We start from the raw sequence: 15,514 nt of genomic DNA on the forward strand, positions 1-15,514 counted from the left end.
GCCGACTCTTCCTTCGCCCGCCGCAACCGGACTAAGCTGCCGGGAGGCGTCGGGCGAGGGCATGCGGGTGGGGCGGATCATTGAACATGGGGCGACACGGCCGACGAAACGGTCCGCCATCCTTGGCTGGCTGCTGTTCGATTGCGCGACGCAGCCCTTCTTCACCCTGGTCATCACCTTCGTCTTCGCCCCCTATTTCGCCGCCCATCTCGCCGCGACGCCGGTCGAGGGGCAGGCGCTGTGGGGCTATGCGACCGGGACGGCCGGGCTGATCATCGCCGTCTCGTCGCCGCTGCTCGGCGCCATCGCCGATGCGACGGGCGCGCGAAAGCCCTGGATCGCGGGCTTTTCCGTCCTGCTCGTCGTCGGGTCGATCGGCCTGTGGTGGGCGGCACCCGGGGTCGAGGGGGCGATCGCGATCGCGCTCGTCGCTTTCGTCGTGGCGACGATCGGGGCCGAATTCGCTACCGTCTTCAACAATGCGATGATGCCGGACCTCGTCGATGCGGACCAGCTCGGCCGGCTGTCGGGCACCGGCTGGGCGGTCGGCTATGCCGGCGGGCTGGTCAGCATCGTCATCAGCCTCGGCCTGATGATCGGCGATCCGGCGACCGGCAAGACGCTGTTCGGAACGACGCCGATCCTCGGCCTCGACCCGGCCAGCTTCGGCGGTGACCGGGCGTCCGGCCCGTTCAGCGCCATCTGGTACGTGGTGTTCGTCCTCCCGCTGTTCCTCTTCGTGCCGGACACCCCGAAGCGCCTGGCGCTGCTGCCGGCGATCCGCTACGGCTTCAGGGACCTCGCCGCGACCGTGGCCCATCTCGGCCGCCACGCCAACGCGGCGCGCTACCTGCTCGCCCGGATGATCTATGCCGACGGGCTGGTGGCGCTCTTCGCCTTCGGCGCCATATACGCCGCCGGCACCTTCGGCTGGAGCTCGATCGAACTCGGGCTGTTCGGCATCCTCATCCTGGTGACCGGGACGATCGGTGCGGCGGTCGGCGGGCGGATCGACGACCATATCGGGCCGAAGCGGCTGATCCTCGGCTGCATCGTCATTCTCGCCCTGGCCAGTCTCGGCATCCTGTCGGTCGATACCGGCCATATCGGCTTCATCATCCCGGTCGATCCGGGCGGCGGCGGGCTGTTCGGATCGGCCAGCGAAAAGGCCTATCTGGTGCTTGGCGCGACGATCGGGGCGATCGCCGGGCCGCTGCAATCGGCCAGCCGGACGCTGCTGGTGCGGATCAGCCCGCCGGGGCAGATGACGCAGTTTTTCGGCCTCTATGCGCTCTCCGGCAAGGTGACCAGTTTCGCCGGGCCGCTCGCGGTCGGGGCGCTGACGGCGTATTCAGGCAGTCAGCGAATCGGTATCTCGGTCCTGCTCGTGTTTTTCGTGGCAGGCGGCGCGGTGCTGATGACGGTCAGGGAGGATTGATGAAGCGGCCGGCAGGACAGGGAAACGCACCGGGACAGATCGACGATGTCCTTGCCGCCGCGGCCGGGCTGGTCGGCAGCGGCAAGTATCGCGTCGCAATTCGCCAGCTGACGCGGAACGCCGCGGCGCTGAAGCATCCCACCGGACAGAACATCCTCGGCAACGCCTACCTGCGGTCCGGCAAACCGGACGAGGCGCTGACCGCCTTCGACGCCGCGCTGGCGCTGGCGCCGCAATTTCCCGAGGCGCATTGCAGCCGGGGGGTGGCGCTGCAGGAGGCCGGGCGGCAGGACGAGGCGCTGGCCGCCTTCGACCGGGCGATAGCGCTGCGCGCCGCCTATCCGCTGGCCCATTTCAACCGGGGCAACGCGCTGAAGGCGTTGGGGCGGACGGAGCAGGCGGTGATGGCCTATGACCGGGCCGGCCGGCTCGAGCCGGCCTTCAGCGAGGCGCATCTCAACCGGGGCTTCGCGCTGCTCGGCCTCGGCAAGGCAGGCGAGGCGTTGAAGGCCTTCGACCTGGCGCTGAGGCTGCGGCCGGAATGGAGCGAGGCCAATCTCGGCCGGGGGACGGCGCTGGAGCGGCTGCACCGGCCGGCGGCGGCGCTGGCCGCCGTCGACGCGGTGCTGGCCGGCGATCCGGATAACGGCGATGCGCTGGTGGTGCGCGGCAACGCCCTGACCGCGCTGCGCCGGACGAAGGAGGCGCGGGCCGCCCATGAGCGCAGCCTCGCCGTGCTGGCCGACACGCCGGACGGGCTGGTCAGCCGGGCGAGCGTGCTGGCGAGCCTCGACCGCTACGACGAGGCGCTGGCTGCTGCGAGCGATGCGGTGGAACGTGGCGCGGGCCCCGACGGCCACTTCGCCCGGGCCTCGGCGTTGCGCGGCCTCGACCGTTTCGCCGAGCAGCTCGAGGCGCTGGATACCGCGGTCTCGCTTGGCAAGCCCGGTGGCGCGATCCACCGCGCCCGCGCCGTGGCGCTGGCCGAGCTCGGCCGTTTCGACGAGGCGGACGCCGCCTTCGAGCAGGCGGTTACGCTCGATCCGGGCGACGCGCGGACGCAGTTCGACCATTCCCATCTCCTCCTCCATCGCGGCGATTTCGAACGCGGGCTGACGGCGCATGAATTTCGCCTGCGGCTGCCGAACTTCGCTTTTGGCGACCGCGCGACGCCGCGCTGGCAGGGCGAGGCCATCGCCGGCAAGCGGCTGCTGGTCCATGCCGAGCAGGGGCTGGGCGACGCGATCCAGATGCTGCGCTATCTCGGCCGGGTGGTGGAGACCGGGGCGACGGTGGTGCTGGCGATCCCGGCGCCGCTGCGGCGGCTGGTCGCCACGAATTTTCCCGATATCGAGATCCGCGACATGGGCGGCGACTATGCCGACTTCGATCTCCAGGTGTCGCTGATGAGCCTGCCGCATGTCTTCGAGACGCGGCTGGAGACGATCCCGGCGGAGATTCCCTATCTGGTCGCCGAGGACGACCTGGCCGCCAAGTGGCAGGAGCGAATCGGCACCACCGGCTTCCGCATCGGCATCTGCTGGAGCGGCAATCCCGACTACCGGGCCGACCGCCACCGCTCGATTCCGCTCGCCAGCTTCGCGCCGCTGGCGGTGAACCCCGAGGTGCGGCTGATCAGCCTGCAGGCAATCCACGGCCTCGACCAGCTGGCCGACCTGCCCGACGGCATGGCGGTCGAGGACCAGGGCAGCGAGATCTCGGACAATCCCGACGGGTTGTCGGAGATCGCGGCGCTGATGGGATCGCTCGACCTGGTGGTCAGCGCCGACACGGCGGTCGCCCACCTTGCCGGGGCGCTCGGCCAGCCGGGCTGGACCGCGATCCGGTTCCAGCCGGAATGGCGGTGGCTGGAAGGCCGGAGCGAGCCGCCGTGGTATCCGACCATGTGGCTCTTCCGCCAGCCGTCGCTCGGCGACTGGGACAGCGTCTTCGCCGAGATGGGCCGCTATCTCGACAAGCTGTGGCGCGAGTCGGGCGGCTAGCCCGGTCGCGGTATCCCTAACGCCGCTTCGCTCAGTGGCGGAAGTGGCGCATGCCGGTCATCACCATGGCGAGGCCGCGTTCGTCGGCGGCGGCGATGACCTCGTCGTCGCGCATCGAGCCGCCGGGCTGGATGACGGCGGTGGCGCCGGCCTCGGCCGCGGCGAGCAGGCCGTCGGCGAAGGGGAAGAAGGCGTCGGAGGCGACGACCGAGCCGATGGCCAGCGATTCGTCGAGGCCGGCGGCTTTTGCCGCCTGTTCGGCCTTGCGGGCGGCGATCATCGCCGAATCGACGCGGCTCATCTGGCCGGCGCCGACGCCGACGGTGGCGAGGTCCCTGACATAGACGATGGCGTTCGACTTGACGTGCTTGGCGATGCGCCAGGCAAAGAGCAGGTCGGCCAGTTCGACCGGCGTCGGCTGGCGCCTGGTGACGACTTTCAGGTCGGCCTCGGCGACCATGCCGGCGTCGCGGTCCTGGACGAGCAGGCCGCTAGCGACGGTCTTGACCGTCAAGCCGGGGGCGCGGGCGTCGGGAAGGCCGCCGGCGATCAGGAGGCGAAGGTTCTTCTTGGCGGCGACAATGGCGATCGCCTCGTTGCTGGCGTCCGGGGCGATGATCACCTCGGTGAAGATCTTGACGATCTCGGTCGCGGCCGCGGCGTCGAGCGGGCGGTTCAGCGCGACAATGCCGCCAAAGGCCGAGACCGGGTCGCAGCGCAGCGCCCGGGCATAGGCCTCGGCGAGGCTGTCGCCCTCGGCGACGCCGCAGGGGTTGGCGTGCTTGATGATGGCGACGGCGGCGGAGCTGTCGGGATCGAACTCGGCGACCAGCTCATAGGCTGCGTCGGTGTCGTTGATGTTGTTGTAGGAGAGCGCCTTGCCCTGGACCTGGCGCGCCGTGGCGACGCCGGGCCGGCGGTCGCCGGTCAGGTAGAGGGCCGCGGCCTGGTGCGGATTTTCGCCGTAGCGCAGGGTCGAGCCGAGCCGGCCGGCGAAGCTCCGCCAGGCCGGGGCGTCGTCCTCGAGGGTGGCGGCGAACCAGGTCGAGACCGCCGCGTCATAGGCGGCGGTGCGGGCATAGGCCTTGGCGGCGAGGCGCTGGCGTAGCGCATAGGGCGTCGCGCCGTCATGGGCGTCGAGCGCCTCAAGCAGGGCCGGGTAGTCGTCGGGCGACACCGTCACCACGACATAGCCGTGATTCTTGGCGGCGGCGCGGATCATCGCCGGGCCGCCGATATCGATATTCTCGACCGCCGTGGCGTAGTCGGCCCCGGCGGCGACGGTGTCCTCGAAGGGGTAGAGGTTGACGACCAGCAGGTCGATGCCGGCGATGCCGTGGGTTTCCATCGCCTCGGCATGGGCGGGATCGTCGCGCAGGCCGAGCAGGCCGCCATGGACCTTGGGATGCAGCGTCTTGACCCGGCCGTCCATGATCTCGGGAAAGCCGGTGGTTTCGGCGAGGTCGGTCACGGCGATGCCGGCTTCGTCAAGGGCGGCGCGGGTGCCGCCGGTCGAGACGATCTCGACGCCACGGGTGCGCAGCTTGCGGGCGAGATCGACGATGCCGGTCTTGTCGAAGACGGAGAGCAGCGCGCGCCGGACGGGGACGTGGTCGGGCGGCGCGAACTTTGCCGGGGAAACGGCCATTGGTCACCATGGGTCGAGGGGCCAGAGGAGCCCGGCCGATAGCACGATTCCGCGCCCGGTCAAATGCGACCGGCTGACCGGGGTGTGGGTGCCGGTGCGGCTATTCCGGACCGAAGTCGATGTTGGGGGCGGTGATGGCGAAGACACTCGCGCCGGCGGCCGGGACATAGACCTCGAGGCAGTTTCCGGGGCCGTCGGTGATCATCCAGATATGCCCGGCGAAGCTCTGCTGGGTATAGGATTCGCCGGGATTGAGGTTGCCATAGGGCTGGGGCATGCCGTTGCCGTCGATCCACAACACGCCGCGGAAGCCGTCGGTGCGGTTGACGAAGGTGATCGACGCCTCGCCGCCGGTATCGGTGGTACGCATCGTGCCGAGCTGGCTGCAGCCGGCAAAGACCTGGGCGGTCGGCGGTGGGGGCGCGGGCTGTGGCTGTGCCGCGACATCGCCGGGCTCCGGCATGTCGCGGCAATCGGTGACGAAGCGCGCCACCGGGTCGGCGGCGCCGTTCAGGCCGAGGCTATGGTCGGTGCGCTCGCCGGCGGTATAGGCAAGCTCCAGCGAGGTCTGCATCGCCTGCCAGATCGGGTCGTCGAGCTCGACGGCGAGGCTGACGCCGGTCAGGCCGACCTCGGCGCCGACGCCGATCACGTCGCCGGTGATGACGTCGCGATAATTGCTGCCGAGAATCCGGACATCAACCGGCGCGCCTTCCGCCAGGCTGCCGATATCCGCGCCGAGTTCGATGGTCGCATAGGTGCCGCCGGCGCCGATCCGGCAGGTGGCGATGAACTGGACCGCGTCGGTCTCGGGGATGGCGTAGACGAGGGAGAGGCGGGTCTGGAAGGGATCGGGGTCGAGATAGCGGTCGTAGATCCAGACGAAACCGTCCTGGGCCATCGCCGCGCCGGCGAGCGTTGCCTGCAGAAGGAGCGCCGCTGCCGCGATGCCGATCCTTCGCATGGTCCATCCCCGCCACTGGGCCGAATAATCGGTCCGAATAATTGGCGGGATAAGACCAGATGGTCGGGAGGGGCGCAATCGCGCCGCCCCTCTAAACGCAAAACGGCCGCGCAGTGACCCTCGGCGAGGGTGACGCGCGGCCGGGCGTGGAACGCGGATCGGTTAGACGACGCCGAACGCGAAGAGCGCGATGATCACGACGATCGGAACGCCGAGAAGCCACATGATGCCTGCCTTCAACATGATCTTTTCTCCATCGGGGTAAAGTCTGGAGCGATAACCCGGCAGTGGGAAGAAAGTTCCGGCAGCCATTCCCGCCCTCGCCAGTCGCCGTCGGGCCGCCTGTCCGGTTTCCCCGAATCGGGACGTCTTGATAAACCTCACCCGATCGCGGGAGGGAGACGATGAGCGTACTTGTCACCGGAAGCGCCGGACATCTCGGGGAGGCGCTCCTGCGCACGCTCGCCGCAGCCGGCCGCCCGGCCCTGGGTATCGACATCAAGCCGGGGCCGCATACCGACCGGGTCGGCTCGATCGACGATCGGGATTTCGTGCGATCGTGCATGACCGGCGTCCGGGCGGTGATCCACAGCGCGACGCTGCACAAGCCGCATATCGGGACGCATGCCAACCGGGACTTCATCGATACCAACGTCACCGGAACGCTGGTGCTTCTCGAGGAGGCCGTCTCGGCCGGGGTCGAGTCCTTCGTCTTCACCAGCACGACCAGCGCCTTCGGGGCGGCGCTGACGCCGGCCGGCGATCAGCCGGCGGCGTGGATCACCGAGGATGTGCCGCCGATTCCGCGCAACATCTACGGCGTTACCAAGGTCGCCGCCGAAGGATTGTGCGAACTCTTCGCCCGCCAGAACCGGCTGCCGGTGGTCGTGCTGCGGACCTCGCGCTTCTTTCCCGAGGCGGACGACAGCGCCGCGGTGCGGGACATCTACGACACCGCCAATGCCCAGGCGAACGAACTGCTCTACCGCCGGGTCGACATCGCCGATGTCGTCGATGCCCATCTGCTTGCCGTCGAGCGGGCAGCGGAGTTCGGCTTTGCCCGCTTCATCATTTCGGCGCCGACACCGTTCGATCGCGACGATGCGGCCGTGCTGCGGAACGACGCGCCGCGGGTGGTGGCGCGGCTCTTTCCCGAATTCGCCGATCTCTATGCGGCGCGCGGCTGGACGATGTTTCCGGGGATCGACCGGGTCTATGTCGCGAAGCAGGCCATGACGCGGCTCGGCTGGCGGCCGGCCTACGACTTTCGCCATGTGCTGTCATGCCTCGCGGCCGACGAGGACTTTCGCAGCCCGCTGGCCCGGGCGGTTGGCGCCAAGGGGTATCACGACACGACCTTCGCCGAGGGGCCGTACCCGGTCGCGCCGTCAGGGGCCTGACGGCTGGCCAAGTCAGCCGCGAGCAGGGGCCCGGGCGCGATCGGGTGCCGGCAAGGCGCGGCGGCGGCCGCCGACGGTGGTGCGCTGCATCTGCCAGCCGACCACCGGATTGTGCTGGGCGCGGCCATGGATGACGATCTGCGACGCCTTGCGGTTGCCGCGGGTGTTCGACATCAGGATCGATTCCTCGATCTCGACGGAGGGTCCGTCGGTCGAGAATTCCCAGGTCTCGCCGTCGGTCATTTCCAGCGTGACGCCGCGGCCCTGCTGGGTGACGCTGACATTCGGGTGGATATGGAAGCGGATGGCGAAGGCGTCCTTGCCGGACCGGGTCAGCGGATTGCCGGAGGGCGTCATGAAGGAATCCGACCCTTCCAGCACGTCGCCGGCCTCCGACAGGGCAAGGCGGCGCTCATGGACGATGGCGTAGCGGCTGACATAGCCGTTATGGCCCATCGACAGGACGGTCGAGCCGCCCTCGAAGCCGCGCTCGGACTTGACTCGCGACGGGCCGGAGATGATCGCCTCGCCGAGCCATTCGCCGATCCAGGACCGGGTGAGGAAGCGGCATTGCGAGGTGTCGTTGAGGGTGACGGTCGAATGGGCGGCGGTGGTGCGGGCGAGACGCCGCAGGCCGGAGCCGGAAAAGGGGACGCCGCAGTTGACGATCAGGCGCTGGCGGGCGGAACTCATCTCGAAGGACAGGCAGCCGGCATGGGCCTCGGTCGAGAAGTCGGTCGGCGGCGGGCGGCCGGCATCGGCGATCAGGATCGTCGTGCCGGCTTCGATGCGCTGGTAGCCGCTATGCGGGGCGCTGGTCAGTGGCGCGCCGCGGACGTCGTCATAGGCGAGCACCGTGGCGAGCTGGTCGGCCGGGGTGTCGCCGGCGCCGTTGAAGCGGGCGAAGCCGCCGTCGCCCTGGCGGAAATAGCGCAGCATCGGCATCATCCGGTCGATCGCCGACAGGAGGATGCGGGAGGGCTGCTGGCCGCGGGCGGTGAAGGCCTGGCGGAGCGGCAGCAGGTCGAGCAGCACCTCGAGGATGGCGACCGGGTTGCGGCTGGCATGGCCGCCATCGGGCAGGACCTGGCGAACGAGTTCCTGGTCGAGCCACTTGGTCGCCTGCTTGAGGAAGCGATCCTGGTCCGACATCGAGAGCGCCGCGGAGGCGAGCGCGATCATGGCGCGCAGCCGCGGCAGGCCCTGCGGCCCGTCATAGGCCGTGCGGCGGAGGTAGCGGACCTGACGGGTCAGCGAGCGCATGAAGCGGCGGTAGAAGGCGAGGTCGCAGCCCTCGAGGATCAGCGGCGTCTGGGCCAGCCACGAGATGATGCGGCGGGCGACGACGCCGGGCTCCCAGGCGATCGGGTCGGCACGGCCGGCCTGGGCGATCCACTCGTCGACAAGGCTGCGGGCATTGGAGCGCGACAGCGCCATGTCGGTGGCGCGCAGGTGGCGCAGCCAGCCGAAACCGTGCAACTCACGCATCCAGGCATCGCTCGGCGGGTCGACATCGAAGATCGAATAACCGTCGGCGTCGACGCCTTCGCCGGAAAAGAAGAAGCGGCCGGCGTAAATGTCGAGCGCGGTGGTGGGGTCGGCGGTCCGGAGGTCGATCGGCGCGATCAGCAGCCGTTCGGGGATGCCGCTGGCATAGCGCCAGCGGTAGAAAAAGCTCGCGTGATAGCGGAACGCAACCTGGCGCGAAAACGCGCTCAGGGCGAAGCGCATCTGTCGACCCTGACCGGATGCCGATCCGATCGCCATCAATTCACTCCAGAGACCCGGACTACCCCTTGCCCCAACCGACGAATCACAGGCGGTTGGCAGACTATCACCCTAGAGCAGATTTCAATCAATTGGACGGAAATCCCCATCAGGGCTTGATCAGCCGGCCGATGAAGAAGCCGTCGAGGCCCGCCAAGCGTGGGTTTGGATCGGGAAGATGGCAGGGCAATGTCCGCAGATAACCGGCTTCGGTGACCACCCCGGCGATGCCGCCGATCTCGTCGGCGGCGATCGGCGACGGCGTGAGGCCGTGCCGGGCGATGGCGGCGGCCGCCTGACCCTCGCCCTCCTGCGGCTCCAGCGAACAGGTGCAATAGACCAGCGTTCCACCGGGTTTCAGCCAGGAGACGGCGCGGTCGATCATCCCGGCCTGGCGGACGGCGATGCTCTTCACGTCGGCCGATTGTTTCAGCCAGGCGGTGTCGGGGTGGCGGCGGATGGTGCCGGTCGCCGTGCAGGGGGCATCGAGCAGGATGGCGTCGAAGGGCTCCGACGGCTGCCAGGCGAGGAGATCGGCGGCGACGACATCCGCCGAAAGGCCGAGCCGCTTGAGGTTGGCGCTCAGCCGTTCGAGGCGCGGGGCCGAAATGTCGACCGCCGTGACGCTGGCGCCGGCATGGGCGAGCGTCGCGGTCTTGCCGCCCGGTGCGGCGCAGAGGTCGGCGACGCGCTTGCCGGCGACGTCACCGAGCAGGCGGGCCGGCAGGGCGGCCGCTGCGTCCTGGACCCACCAGGCACCCTCGGCATAGCCGGGCAGGTCGGCAACCCGGCCGGTCGGGACGAGGCGGACGGTACCGCTCGGCAGGACGATGCCGCCGAGTTTCTCCGCCCACCCCGCGGCGTCTTCCTTCACGGTGAGATCGAGAGACGGTTCGACGAGGTGGGCGGCGGCGATGGCGCGGGTCGTTTCCTCGCCATAGCTCTTGATCCAGCGGGTCCACAGCCAGTCGGGCGTGTCGAGGCGGGGGGCGTCGGCGCCGACGAGGACCGTATCCTTCTCGCGCGCCATCCGCCGCAGCACGGCGTTGGCCAGTCCCTTGAAATGACGGCCGTCGGGATCGGCGGTGACCTGATCCATCGCGGTGGAGACGGCGGCGTGGTCGGCGACATCCATGAACAGGATCTGCGCTGCGGCGATCTGGAGGATGCGGATCAGGGCGCCGGCCTTGCGCGGCCGGCGGTCGAGCATCCGGTCGAGGGCCGCCTCGATCTCGCCAAAGCGCCTGAGCGTCGTCGAGACGATGGCGCGGGCGAGGCGGCGATCGCGATCGCCGAGCCGGTTGAACGCGGTGCCGCCGTCGCTCGGGTCGATCAGGCCGTCGAGGGCCTGGCGGGTGTCGAGGACGGCGATGAGCAACCCGGTGGCGGCCTGCCGCGAGGCGAGGCCGGTGGCGGATTTCGGTTTTTGAGGTTGAGCCATTACCGCGTCGCGTAGATCACCCCGCGCCGGAAAGCAAATGCCGTCGCGACCCTGGCGCCTCGACAAACGCCGATCCCGCCCAACTTACGTCAAATCGCTGCTGTCTGATTAGGATTGTCTTGCATTGTTGCGCCTATAGCGGCGCTTCTCCCATGACATCCATGATCCGGAGCCTGCCTGGTGGAACCGACTGCCCAAGAACAACTCATGCTCGAACTCGTCAACCGGGCGCGGCTCGACCCGGCCGGCGAGGCCAAGATGTTCGGCATCGACCTCAACAAGGGGCTTGGCAAGGGCACCATCAAGGCGACGCCGAAACAGCCGCTGGCGATGAACATGGACCTGCTCGAAGCGGCGCGGGTGCACAGCGCGTGGATGCTCGACAAGGATGTGTTCAGCCATACCGGGGTCGGCGGCTCGTCGGCCGGCGATCGCATGGCGGACGCCGGCTATGTGTTCACCGGCAACTGGGCCTGGGGCGAGAATATCGCCTGGCAGGGCACCACCGGCTCGCTCAACCTGACCTCCTATATCGTCGACCAGCACAAGGCGCTGTTCAAGAGCCCCGGCCACCGGGAAAACATCCTCGATGGCGACTTCCGCGAAATCGGCGTCGGCCAGATCCAGGGCGACTTCAAGGGCTACAACGCCTCGATGGTCTCCCAGGAATACGCGGCGTCGGGCAACGCCATGCGGTTCGTCACCGGCGTGATGTATGACGACAAGGACGGCAACGACTTCTATTCGGTCGGCGAGGGCAAGGGCGGTATCGCCGTCTCCCTCGGTGGCACGACCACCGTGTCGATGTCGGCCGGCGGCTACCAGGTCAAGGCGCCGACCGGCCTCGTCACGGTCACCCTCGACGGCGACATCGTCTTCAAGGTCGACACGAAGAAGGGCAACGCCAAGGTCGACCTGGTCGATGGGGCGACCCTCGAAAGCTCGGCGAGCCTGACGATCGTCGACGGCATCCAGCATGCCCGCCTGCTCGGCATCGCCAAGGCCAACCTGACCGGCGGCAACGACGACGACCGGCTCGACGGCAATGCCGGCAAGAACAAGATGTGGGGCAATGGCGGCGACGACACGTTGAACGGCGGTCGGGGCCGCGACAAGCTGTTTGGCGACAATGGCGACGACAAGCTGGTCGGCAATGGCGGCAACGACAAGCTCGGCGGCGGCGCCGGCGACGACATCCTCAAGGGTGGCAAGGGCCGCGATACCTTCGTTTTCAAGCAGGACGTCGGCAACGACCGCGTCCTCGGCTTCAAGACCGGGCAGGACCGGCTCGATTTCAGCGACATCTTCGGATCGGCCAAGAAGGCGCTGGCGGTGGCGGAAACCCACCACGGCAACACCGTCTTCGACCTGCCAGGCGGCGACCACGTCACGCTGAAGGGCGTGAAGGCCTCGAGCCTCTCGGTCGACGACTTCGTCTGAGCCTCAGCCCCAGGGGCCGCGCTGGCGGTTGCGGGCGGGGCCGGTGCGGCCGACGCGGGGCACCGCAACGGAAGCGGGGGGCTGCGCGGCCGGGCCGTTGCGCATCATGCCCTGAAGGGCGGCGATGCGGTTGGCGGTGGCGGGATGGGTGGCAAAGAGGTTGTCCATCCGGGCGCCCGACAGCGGGTTGATGATGAACAGATGGGCGGTCGCCGGATGGCGCTCGGCCTCGTCATTCTGCATCCGCGGCGCGGCCTGGGCGATCTTCGACAGGGCGGAAATCAGCCAGTCCGGGCGGCCGGTGATCTCGGCGGCGGCGCGGTCGGCCGAATATTCGCGGGTCCGGCTCACCGCCATCTGGACGAGGAGCGCGGCGATCGGCGCGACGATGGCGGCAACCAGAATGCCGACGAAGCCGAAGGGATTGTTGTTGTCGCGGGCGCCGCCGAAGAAGAAGGCGAAGTTGGCGAGCATCGAGATGGCGCCGGCGATGGTCGCGGTGATCGTCATGACCAGCGTGTCGCGATTCTTCACATGGCCGAGCTCATGGGCCATCACGGCGGCGATCTCCTCGCGGGAGAGCGCGCGGAGTAGGCCGGTGGTGGCGCAGACCGCGGCGTTTTCCGGATTGCGGCCGGTGGCGAAGGCGTTGGGCTGGGGCGAGTCCATCACATACACCTTCGGCATCGGCAGGCTTGCCTGTGCCGCCAGATCGCGGACGATGGCGTAGAATTCCGGCGCGGTGCGGGCATCTACCTCGCGGGCATTGTGCATGCGCAAGACCAGCTTGTCGGCATTCCAGTAGGTGAAGACGTTCATCCCCGCCGCGACCAGGAAGGCAATCGTCATGCCTCCGGTGCCGCCGACCATATAGCCGACGCCCATGAAGATCGCCGTCATGGCGGCAAGCAGCATGGCGGTCCGCAGAAAGGCCATTCACAATGCTCCGTTCACGCGAGAGATACGCTGTTGCGACGGAGATAATGATGGGGAGCGTGAGGGCCTGCCGCAAGATCGGGCGGGCGCCGGAGGCGGGTCAGCGGCAGTAAGTGCTGGTGCCGTTCTTGCCGCGGCGGATCACGTCGAAGTGGAAGTGATCCTTGTGGTAGCCGTCCGAGCCGGGCCCGAGAACGGTGGTGAACGGGCCGCAGCCGGCCTCCCGCACGTCGGTGAGGAAGCGCCTGGCGGAGGCGTTCTTGCCCTTGCCGACCTCGACCCAGCCGACGCCCTCGATCTCGAAGGCCGAAATGTCGATGGCGTTGCCGTGGGCGTGCTCGCTGAGCTTGGCGCCGGGGACGTTGTTGCGGGTGCGGCAGGAATAGGAGGCGGCGACACGGACGCCGGTGACGCTGCCGCGCAGGTTCTTCCGGGCCAGCGGTTCGACCTGGTCGCGCATGAAGGTGGCGAAGGATTGCGCGGCGCGACAGGACAGGACGGCGTTGCTGGTCAGGGCGATCGCGCCATTGTCCAGCGCCGAGACCTTGGTCGGTACGTCGATGCCGCACTGGCCCTTGCGGATCGGATCGATCGATACCGAGACGAGGCCCAGCATCCGCAGGCTGCGCATGCAGTCGAGTTCAGGCCCGTCCGCATCCTTTGGTGGCAGCGAGGCAAGCTGGGTGGCGGCGGCGAGCGCGGCGGCGGCCGAGCGGATCTTCGGCAGAGGCACGTCGATCACCGGCGGCGAGGCGACGCCGGCATCGTCGGGCGCATAGGCGACCGTCGCATCGGGCACGACCGGGGGGATGGCGGGGGCCTCGGCAATGACGGCGGGAGCCTCGGCAACTACTGGCGCTGGCGCTGCTTCCGGCGTCGGGTCGTCGACGGGCTCGAAACGGCGGTCGAAATCGACCGGTTCGGACAAGGGAACGAAGCCGGCAAGGGTTTCCGCTTCGCTCGGCAGCCCCTCGGTATCCGTCTCGGCGATGCCGGTGGCTTCGTCGTCCTGGGCGGGGCGCGGGCGAGGGTCCGGCACGTTGGCGACGGCCGCTTCGGTGTCGGCCTCGGGCGCCGGGGCGGCAGCCTCGACCGGGGGAGGCGGTTCCGGCGCTTTCGCCGGGGCGCTGGCCGCGGGTTGGGCCGGCTCGGCGCGGTCGCCCTTGTTGAACACCTTCTTCAGGGTCTGCACCGGCGGCGCGAAAATCCGCCGCAACTGCTGGGCCGACTCGCTCTGCGCCACGGCGGTCGCCGGCATGGCGAGGCCGATCAGGACGAGGGCTGAGGCGAGGCGATGAATCAAGGGCCGGCGTTTCCGGGTTGCAGCAAGACGCCATAGGTCGCGGCGGCTTCCCTGTCGAAACAGCAAAAAATCGCCTTCGTCAATGCGCCGGTGGCCGCGATGGTTTCCTCGCGGACGGTGCGAATGGCGATGGCGGCGGCGCGATCGGGCGGAAAGCCATAGGCGCCGGTCGAAATCGCCGGAAAGGCGATCGAGGCGATGGCATGGGTCCGGGCCAGCGCCAGCGAGCGGCGGTAGCAGGAAGCCAAGAGGTCGTCCTCGCCGTCCCTGCCGCCCCGCCAGATCGGGCCGACGGTGTGGATGACGTGGCGGGCCGGCAGGCGATGACCGGCGGTGATGCGCGCTTCGCCAGTCGGACAGCCGCCAAGTGCGCGGCATTCTTCAAGGAGTTCCGGGCCTGCGGCGCGATGGATGGCGCCGTCGACGCCGCCACCGCCGAGCAGCGAGCTATTGGCGGCGTTGACGATGGCGTCGACAGACAGCGTCGTGATGTCGGCGACGAGGACAACCAGTTCCGGCCCATCGGCCGGCTTGCCCGTCGCGGTCAATGGCTGAGCAGGAACACGGCCTGCTGCCCGAACAGGTTCCAGAACCACCACGGAGCATTGAGAGCGATGCGCTGGCCGCTGCCGTTCAGCGCCACGCCCCTTTCGATATGGGCGCCCATCTCGTCGCAGAGGTCGATGAAGTCCCGGATCGTGCAGAAATGGATGTTCTGCGTCTCGTACCAGGCCTGCGGCAGGTTGCGGGTCACCGGCATGCGGCCGTTGAGCATCAGCATGCCGCGCATCCGCCAATGGCCGAAATTGGGGAAGGAGACGATCGCCTTGTCGCCGATCCGCAGCATCTGCTCGATGACGTCGCGGGGCCGGTGCGTCGCCTGCAGGGTCTGGCTGAGGATCACGTAGTCGAAGGCGTTGTCGGGATAGTCGACGAGGTCCGTGTCGGCATTGCCCTGGATGACCGACAGGCCGCGGGCAACGCTCTCGTTGACGCCCTTCTGGCTGATCTCGATGCCGCGGCCGTCGACACCGCGGGTCGTCTCGAGCAGCGACAGGAGACCGCCGTCGCCGCAGCCGACGTCGAGGACGCGCACGCCCGGCTCGACCAGTTCGGCGATGACCAGATGGTCGACGCGCGTGGCGTTGTCGACGGAGCGCTGGGGGGCGTTCAT

General features: G+C 68.9%; 13 protein-coding genes. 4 read left to right on the top strand and 9 right to left on the bottom strand.

The genetic code is table 11. From position 1 onward, the window contains the following. Positions 1-61: 61 nt before the first annotated feature. On the top strand, positions 62-1,438 hold the full coding sequence (locus BLT60_RS09980) for an MFS transporter (RefSeq protein ID WP_090876264.1): 1,377 nt from the start codon (positions 62-64) through the stop codon (positions 1,436-1,438). Then, a complete protein-coding gene (locus BLT60_RS09985; protein WP_090876265.1) occupies positions 1,438-3,441 on the top strand; it encodes a tetratricopeptide repeat protein in 2,004 nt (667 codons plus the stop codon). The genes BLT60_RS09980 and BLT60_RS09985 overlap by 1 nt, the downstream gene beginning before the upstream one ends. Before the next feature lie 31 nt (positions 3,442-3,472). Here BLT60_RS09985 and purH read toward each other — a convergent pair whose 3' ends face one another. The 3 genes from purH to BLT60_RS24325 form a co-directional block, all read right to left on the bottom strand. Beyond that, positions 3,473-5,089, bottom strand: a complete 1,617-nt coding sequence (gene purH, locus BLT60_RS09990) for a bifunctional phosphoribosylaminoimidazolecarboxamide formyltransferase/IMP cyclohydrolase (protein ID WP_090876266.1) — start codon at positions 5,087-5,089, stop codon at positions 3,473-3,475. 100 nt (positions 5,090-5,189) lie between these two features. Next, positions 5,190-6,053: a VHL beta domain-containing protein gene (locus BLT60_RS09995; protein ID WP_090876267.1), complete on the bottom strand. Its 864-nt coding sequence runs from the start codon at positions 6,051-6,053 to the stop codon at positions 5,190-5,192. A 162-nt stretch (positions 6,054-6,215) separates the two neighbouring features. Next, entirely contained in the window at positions 6,216-6,365 is a 150-nt protein-coding gene (locus BLT60_RS24325; protein WP_175478368.1) for a hypothetical protein, read from the bottom strand. 92 nt (positions 6,366-6,457) lie between these two features. Between BLT60_RS24325 and BLT60_RS10000 the strand changes: the two genes are divergently transcribed. After that, entirely contained in the window at positions 6,458-7,453 is a 996-nt protein-coding gene (locus tag BLT60_RS10000) for an NAD-dependent epimerase/dehydratase family protein (protein ID WP_090876268.1), read from the top strand. A 12-nt stretch (positions 7,454-7,465) separates the two neighbouring features. Here the strand turns inward: BLT60_RS10000 and BLT60_RS10005 are convergent, their stop codons facing one another. After that, on the bottom strand, positions 7,466-9,220 hold the full coding sequence (locus tag BLT60_RS10005; protein WP_090876269.1) for a heparinase II/III family protein: 1,755 nt from the start codon (positions 9,218-9,220) through the stop codon (positions 7,466-7,468). A 109-nt stretch (positions 9,221-9,329) separates the two neighbouring features. Then, entirely contained in the window at positions 9,330-10,661 is a 1,332-nt protein-coding gene (locus BLT60_RS10010) for an RsmB/NOP family class I SAM-dependent RNA methyltransferase (RefSeq protein ID WP_090876270.1), read from the bottom strand. 180 nt (positions 10,662-10,841) lie between these two features. Here BLT60_RS10010 and BLT60_RS10015 point away from each other — a divergent pair, with 180 nt between their 5' ends. Next, positions 10,842-12,101: a CAP domain-containing protein gene (locus BLT60_RS10015; protein ID WP_090876271.1), complete on the top strand. Its 1,260-nt coding sequence runs from the start codon at positions 10,842-10,844 to the stop codon at positions 12,099-12,101. 3 nt (positions 12,102-12,104) lie between these two features. Here the strand turns inward: BLT60_RS10015 and htpX are convergent, their stop codons facing one another. The 4 genes from htpX to metW form a co-directional block, all read right to left on the bottom strand. Further along, complete coding sequence (gene htpX / locus BLT60_RS10020; protein ID WP_090876272.1) at positions 12,105-13,037, bottom strand: zinc metalloprotease HtpX; 933 nt, start codon at positions 13,035-13,037, stop codon at positions 12,105-12,107. Between the two features lie 100 nt (positions 13,038-13,137). Next, positions 13,138-14,340 carry an extensin-like domain-containing protein gene (locus BLT60_RS10025; RefSeq protein ID WP_090876273.1) on the bottom strand — a complete coding sequence of 401 codons (1,203 nt, stop codon included), beginning with the start codon at positions 14,338-14,340 and terminating at the stop codon, positions 13,138-13,140. Further along, on the bottom strand, positions 14,337-14,888 hold the full coding sequence (locus BLT60_RS10030) for an O-acetyl-ADP-ribose deacetylase (protein WP_210185583.1): 552 nt from the start codon (positions 14,886-14,888) through the stop codon (positions 14,337-14,339). Before BLT60_RS10030 ends, BLT60_RS10025 begins: the two co-directional genes overlap by 4 nt. Then, complete coding sequence (metW, locus tag BLT60_RS10035; protein WP_090876274.1) at positions 14,885-15,514, bottom strand: methionine biosynthesis protein MetW; 630 nt, start codon at positions 15,512-15,514, stop codon at positions 14,885-14,887. The genes BLT60_RS10030 and metW overlap by 4 nt, the downstream gene beginning before the upstream one ends.

Source organism: Bauldia litoralis, from assembly GCF_900104485.1.
GTDB lineage: Bacteria > Pseudomonadota > Alphaproteobacteria > Rhizobiales > Kaistiaceae > Bauldia > Bauldia litoralis.

Bases quoted from the DNA above. Each gene is read 5' to 3' on its own strand.
- BLT60_RS09980 (WP_090876264.1), top strand. From the start codon at position 62: ATGCGGGTGGGGCGGATCATTGAACATGGGGCGACACGGCCGACGAAA.
- BLT60_RS09985 (WP_090876265.1), top strand. From the start codon at position 1,438: ATGAAGCGGCCGGCAGGACAGGGAAACGCACCGGGACAGATCGACGAT.
- purH (WP_090876266.1), bottom strand. From the start codon at position 5,089: ATGGCCGTTTCCCCGGCAAAGTTCGCGCCGCCCGACCACGTCCCCGTC.
- BLT60_RS09995 (WP_090876267.1), bottom strand. From the start codon at position 6,053: ATGCGAAGGATCGGCATCGCGGCAGCGGCGCTCCTTCTGCAGGCAACG.
- BLT60_RS24325 (WP_175478368.1), bottom strand. From the start codon at position 6,365: ATGGCTGCCGGAACTTTCTTCCCACTGCCGGGTTATCGCTCCAGACTT.
- BLT60_RS10000 (WP_090876268.1), top strand. From the start codon at position 6,458: ATGAGCGTACTTGTCACCGGAAGCGCCGGACATCTCGGGGAGGCGCTC.
- BLT60_RS10005 (WP_090876269.1), bottom strand. From the start codon at position 9,220: ATGGCGATCGGATCGGCATCCGGTCAGGGTCGACAGATGCGCTTCGCC.
- BLT60_RS10010 (WP_090876270.1), bottom strand. From the start codon at position 10,661: ATGGCTCAACCTCAAAAACCGAAATCCGCCACCGGCCTCGCCTCGCGG.
- htpX (WP_090876272.1), bottom strand. From the start codon at position 13,037: ATGGCCTTTCTGCGGACCGCCATGCTGCTTGCCGCCATGACGGCGATC.
- metW (WP_090876274.1), bottom strand. From the start codon at position 15,514: ATGAACGCCCCCCAGCGCTCCGTCGACAACGCCACGCGCGTCGACCAT.